The sequence below is a fragment of the Jannaschia sp. 2305UL9-9 genome (assembly GCF_041403465.1).
Lineage (GTDB): Bacteria > Pseudomonadota > Alphaproteobacteria > Rhodobacterales > Rhodobacteraceae > Jannaschia.
The window spans coordinates 668,575-685,339 of sequence record NZ_JBGEHM010000001.1; the positions used below are offsets into that span (position 1 = coordinate 668,575).

The following is a 16,765-nucleotide window of genomic DNA, read 5'->3' on the forward strand; positions in this document are numbered from 1 at the left end:
GCCAATCCGGCGACCCTGACAACGGCGTAAAATCGCCAGATTCGGGGTATATCGGAACGGGGCGTGCAGGATCGTGCCCGTCCACCACAAGACGCCCATTTCCCCGGTGTGCGACGTGGTGATTGTATGTGTCAAAGCGAGTACCCAGATGACGGCCCCCCAGAATCCGACATCCCGATCAGTTCCCGGCGATCCTCGGACCCCGACCGATCCCATCGCCACGCACATGCCTGCGGCCCAGTTGGACCGCATCGCCAACCGCGATCTTTTCACGTCCCTTGCCGCGCAGGCAGAGGATCGTCCCGAAAGCGTGGCACTGATTATCGGCGAAACGCAGATCACCTACGCAACCCTCCATGCGCAGGCCCGGCACCTTGCCGCACGTCTGGTCGAGGGGGGCGTCGTGCCCGGTCAGGCCATAGGCCTGTTCGGCGGTCGATCCGCCGATGCCGTCATCGGTCTTTTCGGCATTCTGGGCGCGGGCGGCGTGGTCGTGCCACTCGATCCGGATTACGCCGCAGAACGTCTGGAGTTCATAAGACGCGACGCGGGTGTCGATGTCATCGTCTGCGCGCAGGACGACGCAGCCGCTGCCACCGCCCTCGGGGGGCAAGCCGCCGTGTTCACCCCCGACGGGGCGGAGGCTCCCCTCGTCGACCTGCCGCCGCGACTCCCATCGGACCGGGCCTTTCTTCTCTATACCTCCGGCAGCACGGGAACGCCCAAGGGTGTCATCCTGCCGCACCGGGCCGCCGCATCATTGGAGACGGGCCCGGGCGCGCATGCCGTGGGCCCCGGTGACATCGTCCTTCATGCATCCACCTTGGCGTGCGACGGCATGATCGCCGAGGTCGTGACCCCGATCCTCCGTGGCGCGTCTGTCGCCATCGTCACGGCGTCGCCCGTTTCGGCCTCGGCCGTGGCTGACGTCATCCTGTCCGCGCAGGTCACCGTGGTGCCGGGATATGCCGGGCTGATCCACCTGATCATAGACAGCCGGCCCGAGGCCTTTGCCCCGGTGCGCATGTTGGCCATCGGGGGTGAGGCGATGTCGATCCCCCGCGCCCGCGCGCTGATGGACCGTTGGCCCGACATCACCATCATCAATGAATTCGGCCCCACCGAAACCTGCTGTGCCAGCCTTGCCCACATCGTCACCCGTGGCGATCTGACCGCCGGGTCCATGCCCATCGGCCGGCCCCTTCGCGGCGAAGACGCCTTCGTCCTGACGCCCGAGGGACAGCCGGCATCGGTCGGGACCAAGGGCCAGCTTGCCATTGCGGGTTCGGGGCTCGCCTTGGGCTATCACGACCGCGCGGACCTGAGCGATGCCGCCTTCGTGCCCGATCCGCGGGCCGGGCGCGACGGTTTGGTCTATCTGACCGGGGACGTCGCATCCCGAACGCCGGACGGCGTGTTCCATTTTCACGGCCGCATGGACCGGCAGACGAAGATCGCGGGGCGCCGGGTGGAACTGGACGGGATCGAAGCCGCCTTGCGTGCCCATCCGGCGATCACCGATGCAATTGTCGAACTGCCCCCCGGTGACGGTCATGCGCGCCTCGTGGCGTTTGTCATCCCTGTCGACGGGACGGCAACGGCCAGTGACCTGCGGGCCAACCTGATGGCGGATGAAACGCTCGACATTCACCCCCACGTCTTTCCGCGTGACCTTGTCCTATGCGATGACTTTCCTCTGACCCGGAACGGCAAGGTGGATCGCCGCGCCCTGGCCACGCGAATTGCCCCGGCCAACACGCCTGAAAAGCGCACGAATCCTACGGATCACGCGGCCATCATTGCCGCGATCTGGCAGGACGTTCTCGGCGGACCGGCCCCCGCGCCCTCGGACAGCTTTTTCGACCTCGGCGGCACGTCCCTGCAACTGATCGAGGCACATGCAAAGATCGAAGCCATGCTTGGAACGCGGTTCGATATTGCGTTGATGTTCGACACGCCGCGCCTGTCGGACCTTGCCGCACGCCTGTCAGGCAGCGCCGCCAAGCCCGCCGCACAGCAGACATCCGGTCGCGACGACCGTCACGACATTGCCGTCGTGGGCATGGCCGCACGCCTGCCCGGCATCGATACCCTTGAAGATTTCTGGCGCGTGATCACCGAGGGGCGCAGCACGATCAGCCGTTTCGACGCCGACACGATCGAGGATGATTTCGACGCGGCGACCCGCGCACGGAGTGATTACGTCCCGGCCCGTGCAATCCTCGACAACGTCGATCAGTTCGATCCGAAATTCTTCGGCATGCTGCCCGCAGAAGCCGCGCGTCTAGACCCGCAGGGGCGCATCTTCCTCGAACTCGCTCAGCAGGCCCTCGACGATGCAGGCCTCGATCCCACCCGCGCCGAAGGACGCGTTGGCGTCTTTGCGGGATCTTCCATGTCCACCTACCTGCTGCGCAACCTTTTGCGGGATGCGGACGGGGTCGACAGTTTCACCTCAGGGTTTCAGATCGACTACACGAACCTTGCCGGCAACGTCGGCGATGACATTCCTGCCCGCACCGCGCAAAAGCTCGGGCTGACCGGCCCGGCGATGTCTGTGACGACCGCCTGTTCGACGGGCCTCGTCGCGGTGATCCAAGCCTGCGAGGCACTGCGTGCCGGACGCATCGGTGCCGCGCTGGCGGGCGGCGTGTCGATCACCTTCCCGCAGCGTCGCGGCTATCTCGCCCAGGAAGGCGGCATGGTCAGTCTGGATGGCACCTGCCGCCCCTTCGACGCCGAGGCGAACGGCACGGTTTTCGGCGACGGCGCCGGGATCGTCGTCCTCAAACGGCTGAGCGATGCCTTGGCCGATGGCGATACGATCCACGCCGTCGTCCGAGGTCTTGGGCAATCGAACGATGGCGGGCGCGGCATGTCCTACACCGCCCCGTCGGTCACCGGACAGGCCGAGGCGATTGCCGAAGCCATCCATGACGCCGGCCTGACACCGTCCGACATCGGATATGTGGAATGCCACGGCACCGCGACACCGCTGGGCGATCCGGTCGAAATCGCGGGCCTCAAACAGGCCTTCGGTCCTGCCACCGGGCAACGCGCTTTGGGGGCCGTCAAAGGCAACCTCGGGCATCTGGATGCGGCTGCGGGCATCGCAGGCTTCATCAAGGCGGTGCTTGTGCTGCGCCATGCAAAGATCCCGCCGGTGGCCCATCACCGCACCCTGAACCCGCGTATCGATCTGGGTGAGGCCGGGTTCGAGGTGCCGACCACCCTAACGGACTGGCAGTCCGACGGTCCCCGGCGCGCCGGGGTCAGCGCCTTTGGCGTCGGCGGCAGCAATGCGCATGTGGTTCTGGAAGAGGCGCCCGCGCGCGACGTGACACCCACGACCGATGCGCCCCTGATCCTGCCGCTTTCGGCCAAGACGCCCGAGGGGCTGACCGCGATGGCAAACGAACTGGCCGACCGGCTGGAACGGCAGGATGTGCCCCTGCCGGATGTGGCCCACACGTTGCAGACCGGGCGTCGCGTCTGGTCCTACCGAGGCGGCGTCGTGGCGCGCAACCTGCCCGAGGCGGTCGCGGGCCTGCGCCGGATGCGCAAGACATCGGTTGCGTCGGACGGTTCCGTCCCCCTTGTGGGCCTGATGCCCGGGCAAGGTGCTCAATATCCGGGAATGGCGGCGGTGCCTTACCGGACGGACGCGACCTTCCGGCGGGAAATGGACGCCGGATTGGCACATCTGCCATCCGAGCAGGCAGCGCGTCTTCGCCGCCTGTTGCTGGAGGATCCCGCCGATTTCGAGGCCGACGCCGCAACCCTTGCCCAGACACGGAACGCGCAGCCGGCGTTGCTGTTGACAGAGGTCGCAACCGCCCGGATGTGGCGCGCGCGCGGCCTGACGCCGGATCTGTATATCGGCCATTCGGTCGGGGAAATCGCGGCCGCGGTCCTGACCGGTGTGATGGCCTTCGCCGATGCCCTCCGCTTCGTATCGCGACGCGGTGACCTGATGCAGGCGCAAGCCGCAGGCGGCATGACCGCCGTTTCCGCGACGGTCGGAGAACTGGCGGACCTGATGCCCGGCGATATCGACCTTGCCGCGCGCAATGGGCCGGAACAACAGGTGGTGGCCGGTCCGACCTCGGCCCTCGATCACTTCGAAACCGTCCTGACACAGGCCGGCGTGTCGTTCCGGCGCCTGCGATCCTCTCATGCGTTTCATTCGCGCATGATGGACCCCGTCATCGCATCCCTGACCGATCTGGCCCGCGAGATCCCCTTGCAGGCACCCGACAGGCCGATCCTTTCGACCGTCACGGGGCGCGAATTGTCGGCGGAACAGGCGACCGATGCGACCTATTGGGGTCGGCAGGCACGCGCCTGCGTGGATTTCCGGGCTGCCCTGTCCGAACTGGCCGATCGGGGCGCGCCGCCCGTGATGCTGGAAATCGGACCGGGCCGCACCTTGACCGCCCTGACGGCGCAATGCCTGTCCACGGATCAGTATCGCGATGCGCAATCGTCGCTACCCGACCCGTCGCAAGCCGACCGCGCGGCCGATCTGATCGCCACGACGACCCTGCGCATGTGGCAGGCGGGTCTGCCCGTGACGCTTTCGGCCGGTGTGCCGGAAGGGGCGCGCAAGACCTCTCTGCCATCCTACCCGTTTGCGCGGCAGAGGTGCTGGATCGATGCCAGCCCCCGCCAGGCGCTCCCCCCGATTTCTCCTGCAATTACAGGTGCCCCCATGACCGAATCCCCCGCTGCCAAACCGACCGTCCTTCCGCAACTTCTGGACATCGTGTCCGAGATGTCGGGGATGGAGCTGACGCCCGAGGATGCGGAGGTTTCATTCCTCGAACTCGGCCTCGACTCCCTCTTCCTAGGGCAGTTGACGCAAGAGATCGGGCGCACCTTCAAGGTGCAGTTCGGCTTCCGTCGCCTGACGTCGGACCTCGGCACGCCCGAGGCCCTCGCCGCCCATATCCTGAGCGAGAACCCCTCCGCGGCCCCTGGACCCGCCGCCCCCGCTGTGACGGTTGCCCCGACCGCCGTGGCGGCGGCTGAACCCGCACCGATGGCGACGCCCCCGGCCCCGGCGGGTTCAACGCCCGTCGCATCCGGCGACATGGGGGCGGTCGTACAGGCGCAGCTGGCCGCGATGCAGGCGATGTTCGCGCAGCAACTTTCGGCGATGGGCGGTCAGGCAACTGCGCCGGCGCAGACCATCGCACCCGTCACGCCGCCCCCGGCCCCGGCCGTTTCGCCATCGATGGCACCGACCACGGTTCCGGAAGCCGCAGCGGCCCCGGCCGCCAAGCCATCCTCGGGTCGGCGTATCAAGATGATCTCCACCGCCGAGCTGACCGATCCGCAGAAGGCCTTTGCACGGGATCTTGCGGCCAGGTATTCGGCCAAGTTCCCAAGCAGCAAATCCTATACCGACAGGTATCGTCCCGTTCTGGCCGACCCGCGCACCGCCGCCGGGTTCCACGTCGACTGGAAGGAGATGGCCTTTCCGATCGTCGCGGAGCGCGCGAAGGGCGCCTATATCCATGACCCGGACGGCAACGATCTGGTCGACCTCGTCAACGGGTTCGGCCAGACGGCGTTCGGCCATGCGCCGTCCTTCGTCTCGGACGCCGTGGCGGCTCAGTTGGAAAAGGGCTATGCGCTGGGCCCGCAAGCCGAACGCGCAGGCCCCCTTGCCGAAAAGTTCGCCAAGGCCGTCGGGCACGAACGCGTCAGCTTCTGCAACACGGGGACCGAAGCGGTCATCGCCGCCGTTCGCGCAGCCCGCACGGCATCGGGGCGGGAAAAGGTCGTCCTGTTCGACAAGTCCTATCACGGACAGCATGACGAGGTGCTGGTCAAACCGGGCATGGGCGCGCCGACGGCCCTGCCGTCTGCCCCCGGCATTCCACGCGGGGCCCTTGGCAATGTCGTCGTCCTGCCCTTTGCCAGCGATGAGGCGCTGGAGTATATCAGCGCCAATATCGACGACCTTGCCGCCGTTGTCATCGAACCGGTGCGCAGCCGCTATCCCGCCACGCGCCCGGAACAGTTCGTGCGCGATATCAAGGCGATAACGGACGACGTTCACACGGCCCTGATCATAGACGAGGTCGTCACAGGCTTTCGCACCCACGCCCGAGGGATGCAGGGCGTCTGGGGGCTCCAGGGTGACATGGCGATCTATGGCAAGGTGGTCGGCGGGGGTCTTCCCATCGGCGTCGTTGCCGGTGACGCGAAATACATGGATGCCCTCGATGGCGGAAGCTGGTCGTTCGGGGACGACAGCCGCCCCGAGGCGATGCCGACCTTCGTTGCGGGCACCTTCGTGCGCCACCCCCTCGTGCTGGCGGGTGTCGAGGCGACGCTCGACCACATGGCACAGCACGGTGATCGGCTTTGGGTCGAAACGCCGAAACTGCTGTCCGACATGGCGAAGCGCATGCGCGCCGCGCTGTCCGACCGCGGCCTGCCGGATGTGATCGAGGATTACTCCTCATGGTTGGTCGTCGACCTGACAGAGGCGGATCCACGGGCGACCTTGCTCTATCCGCTGATGCGTCTGCAGGGTGTGCACGTGATGGACGGCTTCTGCTGGTTCCTGACGACGGAACACGGGCCCGCCGAAGTCGACCGGGTCGTGGCTGCATTCGAGCAGGCGCTCGATACGTTGCTGTCGGTCGGCATCCTTGCCGAGGTGGCCACTGGCCCCGTCACCAGATCCGTGGCCGGCCCGGTGCCCCTGACGGCGAGTCAGCGGGAAATCTGGATGAGGCATCAGTTGGGCGGCCTCGCTGCGGCCGCGTTCAACGAAAGCGGCACGCTTACGTTGCAGGGGCCGCTGGATGTGGATGCGCTGCGCCGGGCGATCGATCAGACGCTTGCCCGTCGTGATGCCCTGCGCCTGCGCTTTGCGCGGGACGGGGCGTCTTTCACGGTCGATGACGCGGCCCCGGTCGATCTGCTGGTCGAGGACGTCTCGACCGACGAAATGGATGCGATCCTGGCCGAAGATGCGCGCCGGCCTTTCGATCTGACGCAGGACGCACCGATCCGCCTGCGTCTGTTCAGAACGGGGGCGGAGCATCATGCCCTTGTCGTGACCGCGCACCATATCGTGCTCGACGGCTGGTCCTTCGGCCTGATCCTCGATGACCTCGCCGCGCTTTATGCGGCCGAAGTTTCGGGTGATACGGCCGACCTGCCGCCCGCACCCAGCTTTGCCAGCCACGCACAACGCCCCCCAGAAAGCGACGCGTCACATGCGGCGTTCTGGAAGGATCGTTTCGCGGATGCGCCCGATCTGCCCGACCTGCCGACCGACCGCCCGCGTCACCTGCAGGCGGATCGGCCCGGCGCGACCCTGATCCACGAGATTCCGCGTGATGTGGTCGACGCCGTCAAGAAGGTGGGCGCAAAGCACGGCTGCACCCTGTTCACGGCCACCTTTGCGGCGATGCAGACATTGATTCATCGGCTGTCGGGTGCGACCGATATCGTGATCGGCGTGCCCACAGCCGCACAACAGGCCGCCGCCCCCGGCAACCTTGTCGGCCATTGCGTCAATTTCCTGCCGATCCGCAGCACGGCAAACCCGGAGGCGCCGGTAACCGATCACCTGAAAACCGTGCGCGACGCCGTCTTCGCCGCGCTGGACCACGATGGCCTGACATTCGGCGAAATCCTCGACGTCGCACAGGTTCCGCGACGTCTCGACCGCCTGCCCCTGACCGAGGTGGAATTCAACCTGGAGGAACCGGGCGATCTGGGCTGGCCCGCCCCCCTTGCCGCGTCCTTCGAAACGAATGCGAAGGCCGCCGTCACCTTCGATCTGTTCTTCAACCTCGTGTCGACCGAGGATGGCCTGCGGATCGAAACACATTACGCAAGCGATCTGTTCGACGCCGCCACCATCGCGGCCTGGGTGCACAGCTATGAGGGTCTGTTGCGCGCCATGGCCGCAACGCCGGAGGCGTCCATCGCACGGCTGCCGATGGTTTCCGCCGATACGACACCCGCGAAAGATGGCGCAGACCTGACACCCCTGCCTGCCTGCCTTGGCAATGTTGCAAGGGCGCGCGGCACCGGGACGGCGATCGAAGCGAGCGATGGCAACCTGACCCATGCGCAGCTGTGGGATCGCAGCGGCGCGTTCGCCGCCGCACTGCAACGCCACGGCGTCACGCGTGGCGACCGGGTGGCGATCAACCTTGCCCGTGGTGTCGACCTTGTCCCGGCCCTGTTGGGAACCCTTCGTGCGGGCGCGGTTTTCGTGCCTCTGGATCCGCGTCAACCGGACGCCCGGCTGCAAAAGATCCTGAGCGATGCGCAGCCGCGCCTGATCGTGGCCAATGATCTGGACCGGTTCACGTTGCCGTGCCTGACGCCAGCAGAGGTGGTCGCGGGAACGCCGCAGGACGTTCATGTCGCGGCCAGCGATCCGGCCTATGTGATCTATACCTCCGGGTCCACGGGCACGCCAAAGGGGGTCGAGGTTCCGCATGGGGCGCTTGTCAACCTTCTGACCTCTATGATCGGAACGCCGGGGCTGTCTGCCGATGATCGCCTGTTGGCCGTGACGACGGCGATGTTCGATATCTCGATCCTCGAACTGTTCGGCCCGGTCCTTGCCGGCGGCACGGTTGTGGTGGCCCCTGCCGAAGATGTCGTCGACGGTTTCAAACTGGCCGCGCGCCTTGCGGCGGGCGACATCACCGTCATGCAGGCCACGCCGACCCTGTGGTCCATCCTGACCGAGGCGGGGTTCGGCCCCGCCGCGCCGTTCCGTGTCTGGACCGGGGGGGAGCCTCTGGCCCGCGATCTGGCGGACAGGCTGACGAAGGACGGGGCCGAGGTCTGGAACCTCTATGGTCCGACCGAGACGACGATCTGGTCGTCGGTCGCGCGGGTAGAGCCGGATGCCCCCATCACCTTGGGCGACCCGGTCGCGCACACGGAACTGCATGTTCTGGATGCAAACGGGCAACCGACCGCCCCCGGCGTGGTCGGCGAACTGAACATCGGCGGTGCGGGCCTTGCCCTTGGCTACGCCGGACAGCCCGATCGGACCGCAAATGCGTTCCGGCAGGTTTCGCTGGGCGGACAGCCGCGTCGTCTTTATGCGACGGGTGACATGGCACGGCGGCTGGCCGACGGCCGGATCACGCTGTTGGGGCGCCGTGACGGCCAGGTCAAACTGCGCGGGTTCCGCATCGATCTGGGTGAGGTGGAGGCCGCACTGCGCGCCCAACCCGCGATCGGTCAGGCCGCCGTCGATCTGCGACAGCGGGCGAACGGCGACCCGCAGTTGGTCGGCTATGTCGTTGGCGACACTATCGACGCCCCGACCCTGATGCGCGCACTGTCCGCCGATCTGCCCGATTACATGATCCCGACGGCGTGGGTGAGCCTGCCTGCGCTGCCGCAGACGGCCAACGGCAAACTCGACCGCAAGGCCCTGCCTCAGCCGGAGGCGCCCGCGCTGACCGTCGCGGCAGCCGCACCGGCGCAAACGCCCACCGAACACCGCCTTGCGGCGATCTGGGCGGATGTTCTGGGCCGCGATATGGGCGATGTCACCGCGACCCTTCTGGATCTCGGGGCAGACAGCCTGACGATCTTCAGACTGGCTGCGCGCCAATTGGCCGAGGGGCTGGAGTTGGAGGCCCGGCATTTGTTCGAACATCCTTCCATCCGCGCCCTTGCGGCGTTCCATGATGCGCGGGGCGATACGCCGACGCCGGCCCGTCCGAAGCTGAGCGCATTTCGAAATGGTGCGCGGCGGCGCGCAACCGGTGGGGCGGCATGACCATGACGCCGTCATCCGCCCCCCTGCCCGAAATTCTGGCCGAATTCCCGCTGAGCGCGTCACAGACCCGATGCTGGATCATCGATCAGGCGATGCCCGGCACGACCGTCCTGAACGTTGCCGTGCGCTGGCAACTGGACGGCCCCGTCGCCAGTGCCGATCTGGAGGATGCCTTTCGCAAGGTGATCGCGCGGCACGAGATCCTGCGCACGTCCTTTGCCGAAACGGATGGTGGCCCAGTGCAGAGGGTTCATGCAACCGCGCCATTTCAGTTGGGCACCGTCGATCTGCGCCCTGTTCCCGCGGCCGATCAGGAGGCGCGCGTGGACGCCATCGCGCGCGAGACGGCCGCCGCCCCGTTCGACCTGTCGCAACCCGGCCTGATCCGCGCCACGCTGATCCGACTGTCGGGCGACCGCGCGATCCTGTGCTATGTCGTGCACCAAAGCTGTTTCGACGGGTTCTCGATCAGGGTGCTTGGCCGCGACCTCGGCGCGGCGCTGACGGGCGAGGACCAGGATGATCTGGCTCTGCAATACGGCGACTATGCGCTGTGGCAGCAGGAGTATTTCGCCAGCGGCGTCATCGAAGACGATCTGACTTACTGGCGGACACGGCTTGCCGATGCGGCCTATTTCGAGGTCCCATCGGACATGCCGCGCCCGGCCCGCAAGGATGGTCGCGTCGCACATGTGAATGCCGACCTTCCCGACGGGTTCGGCGACCGCCTGTCAGCCACCGCGCAATCGATGGGCCTGTCCAAGTTCGCGCTGGGATGTGCGGTATTCTCCGCCGCGCTGCACCGGGTGACCGGCGGGCGTGACGTCCTTTTCGGAACCCAGATCGCGGGCCGGTTGGAGGAGGAACTGGAGCCGCTGATCGGCGTCTTCATCAACAATCTGGTGCTGCGCTTTGCCGCCGACCCCGACGCAACCCTGTCGCAACATGTCGCCTCGGCCAAGCCCGTGGTCGAAGGCGCGCTGGTCCATCAGAGCCTGCCGTTCAACCGACTGGTCGAGGCGTTGAACCCCCCGCGCGATCCGTCGCGCACGCCGCTGATTTCGATCAACTTCAACCTGCAAAGCGTTTTCATGGAAACGCGGACCTATGGCGACGTGGCGATGAAGTCGGTGCCCAGCCATGCGCCCGGCGCGCTCTATGATCTCGACATGGCGGTGATGGAACGGCCCACGGGCTGGCGCATCACGCTGGAATACGCCGAGGAATTGTTCACCGCCGAGACGGCCCAGGCGATCGTCGACACCTTCGTCGCCAGCTTTGCGACCGCCTTTCACGCGCCCGAGACGCCGCTGTCCGCCATTCCCCTAAGCGGCAAGGTGCGGGGCACCGCACGAGTCGATGACGCAAGGCATGATGCGGCACTGGCCGGAGCAGAACGCGCCCTGTCGGCGCATCCGCAGGTTCAGGAGGCGGTCGCCGTCGTCGATGGCGCCGGTGTCTACGGTTTCGTCATCCCGAAGGACACCGGGGCCTTTCCGCTGGAATCTTTGCCTGCGGCGATCATGGCGGATTTGCCCCCCGGAACGGTTACCGGGCTGAGCGTTCTGGCAGCCCTGCCAAGGACATCGACCGGCGCGCCGAACCGCAGCGTCCTTCGCGTGCCACGAACGCGCAGCGCGTCGGCCCCCGACGATACCACGGCGCGCGAAACGCTGACACAGGTTCGGCAGGACTGGAGCGATCTGTTACAGGCGCCCGACATGCCGGGAACCGCGCATTTCTTCGACATGGGGGGGCATTCCCTGTTGGTCCTGCGCCTGCTGGGCCGGCTGCGCGACCGTTGGGGCGTCAGCATCGATCTGGCGGAACTGTACGAGACACCCGTCCTGCAGGATTTCGCCCGCCTCGTAGCCGATCGCCGGGGGCAGACCGCGACGCCTGCGTCCGACCCCGGCCTTCTGCGCCTGCGTCGCGAGGGCACGGGACAGCCGTTCATCGCGATCAACAACGCCGCGACCGCGCTGGCCCTGTCGACATTGCCGGATCAGGACCGACCCGTGTCCTGCGTGCGCATGCCGGAAATGGAGCTGCCCGAAGATGCAGATTTCGTCGACGTGGCAAGGCATTACGAAACGCAGGTGCGGAGTCTGCAGCCCGAGGGCCCCTACCTTCTGTATGGCAACTGCGTTCATGGCAACCTTGCGCTGGAAACGGCCCGATTGCTTCAGGCAGATGGCGCCAAGGTCGCCGTTGCCATGAAGGACGTGTGGGAGCCGGAATTTGCCGCAGCCATTCACGAAGACCGCGCCCTGCGCCGGTTGGATCGCAGGCACATGCTGAAGGTGCGTCTGCGCGATTGGCGGGGGGGCGAGCTGTCGACCGCTGCCCTGCTGGGCAGTTACGGCATCTTCCACCGGACCGGTATCCTGCGCGCCTTGCACGCTCTGCGCCTGATCAGGCATGCACGGCGCACGGACCTGGAGGAAGGGCAGGAACGCTTCGTCTCCGCCATGTCGAGGGCACGCGATCGGTATCGTCCCGCGCCCGTCACCTTTCCCGTTCTGCATGTCGTCACGAATGCAACGCCGAGCGGGGCGAACTGGAAACCGTCGATCGGATGGGAGGATGTGGTGGTATCCGGGGCGCTGACGACGGTGAGCATCCCGCGCGTCTACGTGTCGAAAAGCACCCGGATCGGTATGGATGCCTTCTCGACGACGCTGAACGATTTCCTGCGAGACGCCGGAATCGACAGGCCCATCAGGCGCAAGTGATCCGAAGGTCTTCGGGCTGCTCCGCGATCTCGACTGGCATGGGGCCCTTCGGGTCCGGAACGGCGACCGCACCCGACCATCGGCGCCCGTCCTGCGCCTGAATATCGAGGTGGGTCAGCTGCCAGGCGGGGGTGTCGCCCGTATCCATGCGGGTCACCTGCGGGCATACGGATGGCAGAAGCGTCACGTCAAAGGCGTCCAACCTTGCGCCCATACCGATCCCGGTGGCCTTGACCACGGCCTCCTTCCGGGTCCAGCACCGGAAAAAAGCGTCCTGCCAGTCATCGGGGGAAAGGCTGGACAGATCGGCATGTTCGCGCGGGGAAAAGAACCGCCGCGCGACGCCCTCCTCGACCGGGCGGGGCATCTCGATATCCACGCCAAGACGACGATCCGGGTGAACGGCGAGGCAGGCCAAGCCGCCGGAATGGCTGAGGTTGAACATCGGGCCGCGTTCCAGATACGGTTTGCCCATCCTGCCAGTCCGAAACCGCAGGACCTCGGGCGTGCCACCAACCCACCGCGCAAGGATCTGGCGCATGCGCCCCCGCCCCACGCGATAGGACAGCCCATCCGCCGCACGGACAAACCTGTCGGCGCGTGCTCGTTCCTCGGCCGACAGACAGGCATCGAAAGCGGTCAGATCGGACGGGGCCACCCCGGAAAGGTGCCAGAGATACAGAACGATCGGGTCGGCGGGCCTCACGCCGCCACCGACCCCGCGATCCGGTCACGCACGTCCGCGGCGACGGCATGGCGCAGACCTTCGGGCAGTTCGGCCATGATACCGCGTTGAAACGCGGTTTCGGCGAAGCCGGCGGCATGCGCCACGAGGCGGCTTGCCTCGACCTCATGCAGGCGCGCATCCTCGAACCGTCGAACCGCCGCGATCAGGTCATCGACCGACTGATCCGGGAACAACAATCCCGTCTGCCCGTCGATCACCGTGTCCAGCGCGCCACCGCGCCCATAGGCAATCACCGGACGACCGGAGGCCATGGCCTCGACCGGGACGATGCCGAAATCCTCCTCCCCCGGAAAGATCAAGGCGCGACAGCGGGCCAGATGATCGCGCAGCACATCGAACGAGGTTTTGCCGAGAAAGGTGATGTTGTCGCTGGCCGTTTCGGCCAATCGGGCGCGGGTCTTTTCCGGACCGCCGATCACGGTCAGCGGCAGGCCAAGACGGTTGAACGCCTCGATCGCGATGTCGGGGCGTTTGTAGGGCGCAAGCTCTCCGGCCCACAGATACCCGTTGCCGACCTGATCGGGCGCGACCGGGGCGAAATCCTCGACCGCGACAGGCGGGTGGACGACCGACGCCTCGCGCCGCCAATACTTGCGGATACGGTCGGCAACATGATGAGAGTTCGCGGCAAAGGCATCGACCCGCGCAGCAGAGGTGACGTCCCACTGCCGCAGGCCATGGGCAAAGACCGACATCGCGGCCCGTTGCACCGGCCCCGTGCCATCGCGATAGACGTGATACTGATCCCAGAGATAGCGCATCGGGCTGTGACAATAGCACAGGTGGAACGCATCCGGCGGTACGATCACCCCCTTGGCCGGTCCCGCCTCGGACGAAATCACAAGGTCATAGCCGGTCAGGTCCACGCCTTCCAAGGCACGCGGCATCAGTGGCAGATAGGCCTGATACAGACGCTTGGCGGCAGGCAGTCGGCCGATGAACGTCTCGGTGATGCGGTGCCTGCGCAGGGTGTCCGACAGGGCCGGAGGATCCGCCACATGGGTAAAGATGTCGGCCTGCGGAAACATCCGGCAAAGGGATTCCAGAACCTTTTCCCCGCCCCGCATGCCCGTAAGCCAGTAGTGAATGATCGCCACCCGTGGCGCGCGACCCTCAGGCATAGCCATAACTGTAGAGGTAGCCGTCCTGCATCGCCTCTGCATCGGCACGGGTCATCACGAGCCCTTCGAGCGGGGCACGCTGCGCCCGCAGGATCCCGACACAGCGTTTGACCGCGGACCGCGGCGTGCTGTCGTAGCGCACGAGCAGCACGCATTGATCGACGGCCTTGGCGATCAGGGTCGCGTCCGGCACCTGCAACATCGCCGGGCTGTTCACGAGGACCAGATCATAGGTTTCCTTGAGATCATCGAGCAGCGTGCGAATGGTATCGACGCGCAACTCGTCCGCGATGGTCACCCCGATTTCCCCGGCCGTCAGGATATCGATGCCGTAGTCGTCCAGACTGACGATCGCCTGATCAAGCGACACCTCGCCCGCCATCACATCGCTTGCCCCCGGACGACGGCCCAGCCCCAATTCCTTGGACAGGGTATCCTGCCGCAGGTCCAGATCGACGACGACGACCATCTCGTCGGCCTTTTCGGCCAGACAGGCCAGCAGAAGGGTCGCGGTGGTCTTGCCGTCACCGCTCATGGGGGACAGCAGGCTGACCGACCGGGTCATGGACCGCTGCGCCCCGCTGTTGAGGTGGTTGCGCAGGGCACGGACGCTTTCCGCCGTGGCGCCCATCGGGTTCGCGCCCAGTTCCTTGAGCGCCTGTGCCGTCCGCTTCCACCGCTGCTCCGGCATGACGGAGACGACCTGCTGTCCGCTCAGGCGTTCCAGTTCCCCAAGGTCCCGGAACGTCCGGGAGGTAAGGCGGCGCAGCAGGACAATCGCAAAGCCGAGGCCCGCACCCACGATCAGACCCAGCATCGTCACCAGTTTGGGGCGCGGCGCCGATGGCGACCCGGGAACGGTCGCGCGTTCGATCACGCGGGCGTCTGCCACCTGAAAGGATTGCTGGGTACGGGTCTGGGCGACGCGGGTCAGCAATTCCTTGTAGACGTCGCGAACCGCTTCGGTCTCCCGCTCCAGCTGGCGCAAGCCGATCGCGCTGCGCGACGCCTCCTGATAGCGTGCTTCGACGTCGGCCAAGGCCTCCTGCATCGTCCGCTCCCGAACGACGGCGACCTGCCATTCGTTTCGCTGCGCATCCAGCGCGCGGGCCATTTCGACGGCCAAGGCACGATCGACCTCGGCGATCCGGCCAAGGATGCGGCGACGCTCCGGGTTCGTTTCATCGAACCGTTCGGCCCATTCGGCATCCGAAGCCTGCAGTTCCAACCGACGGTTCGTCAGGTCGTTGATCGTCTCGGATGTCACCATCGTCGACAACGCGTCGATCCCGCCGTCGGTCATGGCGCGCTGCATCTCGGAATATCGTGCTTCGGCGGCACCGCGTTCGATACGGGCCTGCACCAGCTCCGCGTTCAGATCCAGAAGCCGCTGGGCAAGGATCTCGATGCTGCTTCCATTCTCCCGAATGGTCTCGTCGCGGTAATCCTCGACCGCCGCTTCGGCGGCCTGCACCTGTTCGCGCAGGGCGGCGACGCGTTCCTCGATCTGGGCGGTGGCCTGATTTGCTGTCTGGCGCCGTCCCTCGAGCTGCTGCTCGATGTACTTGGACACCACCGTCTCCGCGATCAGCGCCGACAGGACCGGGTTCTCCGTCTCGGCCCGGACCGAGATTATATAGGCATCGCCGTCCCGCCAGACATCGATGGCCTGCCGCAGGATCCACACGAGGCCGTCCAGCCGGTCGGTGAAGGCCTGTTCCTCCTCCTCGGGGGACAGGGGCTCCTCGCCGCCAAGACCGATGGCACCTGCCATGCGCGACAGAAGCGACGGTTCGGATGTTGTGGGCGCGAGTTCCTCGAGAAGGTCCGGGCGGGACGCATTGATCTCGCGCGCGACCTCTCCGAGAAGGACATTGGAATAGAGGATCGATATTTCGGAGGCGACGACCTCATCGTTCAGGCGCAGGTCCGAAACGACCTGATCCTGACTGACGAAGCTGCGCTCCCGCGGGTCGAGGAGGATCTTCGCCATCGACGCGTAGGTCGGCGTGATCTGAGATACGATGATCGCGGCGAGGGCCGCCCCGAGAAACGCGAACAGCAGGATGATATACCGCCCCTGCCAGATACCGCGGATGACTTCGTTCGGGTCGATACCGTCAAACAGCTCTTCGGCATTGGGCCGAAGCGCGCCGAGCCCGCGTGCGGGCCCGCTCTGATCGCTGACGTCATGGGTCATTCGGCTCAACCCTTGGGTTCCTCGATGATGTGGCGCTCGGCAGTCATGTGGCCCCGGACGACACGGTTCCAAAGGGCTAGCCCTTGAAAAAGGCAAAACTTGTCCGGAAATACGAAATATCTCCGGTCGGGTCCACACCCCGTCCGATACATGAAAAAACCGGCGGTATTGGCACGG

General features: G+C 66.3%; 5 protein-coding genes. 2 read left to right on the top strand and 3 right to left on the bottom strand.

Annotation, left to right across the window (positions count from 1 at the left end):
• The first annotated feature begins 226 nt into the window (after positions 1 to 226).
• Together V6N07_RS03325 and V6N07_RS03330 are read left to right on the top strand one after the other, a co-directional pair.
• Entirely contained in the window at positions 227 to 9,784 is a 9,558-nt protein-coding gene (locus tag V6N07_RS03325; protein ID WP_371154037.1) for an amino acid adenylation domain-containing protein, read from the top strand.
• Positions 9,781 to 12,519, top strand: a complete 2,739-nt coding sequence (locus tag V6N07_RS03330) for a condensation domain-containing protein (protein WP_371154038.1) — start codon at positions 9,781 to 9,783, stop codon at positions 12,517 to 12,519. The genes V6N07_RS03325 and V6N07_RS03330 overlap by 4 nt, the downstream gene beginning before the upstream one ends.
• Here the strand turns inward: V6N07_RS03330 and V6N07_RS03335 are convergent.
• The 3 genes from V6N07_RS03335 to V6N07_RS03345 are packed head-to-tail and all read right to left on the bottom strand — an operon-like array spanning position 12,506 to position 16,588.
• Positions 12,506 to 13,225 (bottom strand): 4'-phosphopantetheinyl transferase superfamily protein, encoded by a 720-nt coding sequence (locus V6N07_RS03335; RefSeq protein ID WP_371154039.1) that lies wholly within the window; start codon positions 13,223 to 13,225, stop codon positions 12,506 to 12,508. The genes V6N07_RS03330 and V6N07_RS03335 overlap by 14 nt on opposite strands.
• A complete protein-coding gene (locus V6N07_RS03340) occupies positions 13,222 to 14,394 on the bottom strand; it encodes a glycosyltransferase (protein ID WP_371154040.1) in 1,173 nt (390 codons plus the stop codon). The genes V6N07_RS03335 and V6N07_RS03340 overlap by 4 nt, the downstream gene beginning before the upstream one ends.
• Positions 14,381 to 16,588, bottom strand: a complete 2,208-nt coding sequence (locus V6N07_RS03345; protein ID WP_371154042.1) for a GumC family protein — start codon at positions 16,586 to 16,588, stop codon at positions 14,381 to 14,383. The genes V6N07_RS03340 and V6N07_RS03345 overlap by 14 nt, the downstream gene beginning before the upstream one ends.
• Between the last annotated feature and the right edge of the window lie 177 nt (positions 16,589 to 16,765).

What these genes read in the sequence shown, in the direction of transcription:
- V6N07_RS03325 (WP_371154037.1), top strand. Translation starts at nt 227, where the DNA reads ATGCCTGCGGCCCAGTTGGACCGCATCGCCAACCGCGATCTTTTCACG.
- V6N07_RS03330 (WP_371154038.1), top strand. Translation starts at nt 9,781, where the DNA reads ATGACCATGACGCCGTCATCCGCCCCCCTGCCCGAAATTCTGGCCGAA.
- V6N07_RS03340 (WP_371154040.1), bottom strand. Translation starts at nt 14,394, where the DNA reads ATGGCTATGCCTGAGGGTCGCGCGCCACGGGTGGCGATCATTCACTAC.
- V6N07_RS03345 (WP_371154042.1), bottom strand. Translation starts at nt 16,588, where the DNA reads ATGACCCATGACGTCAGCGATCAGAGCGGGCCCGCACGCGGGCTCGGC.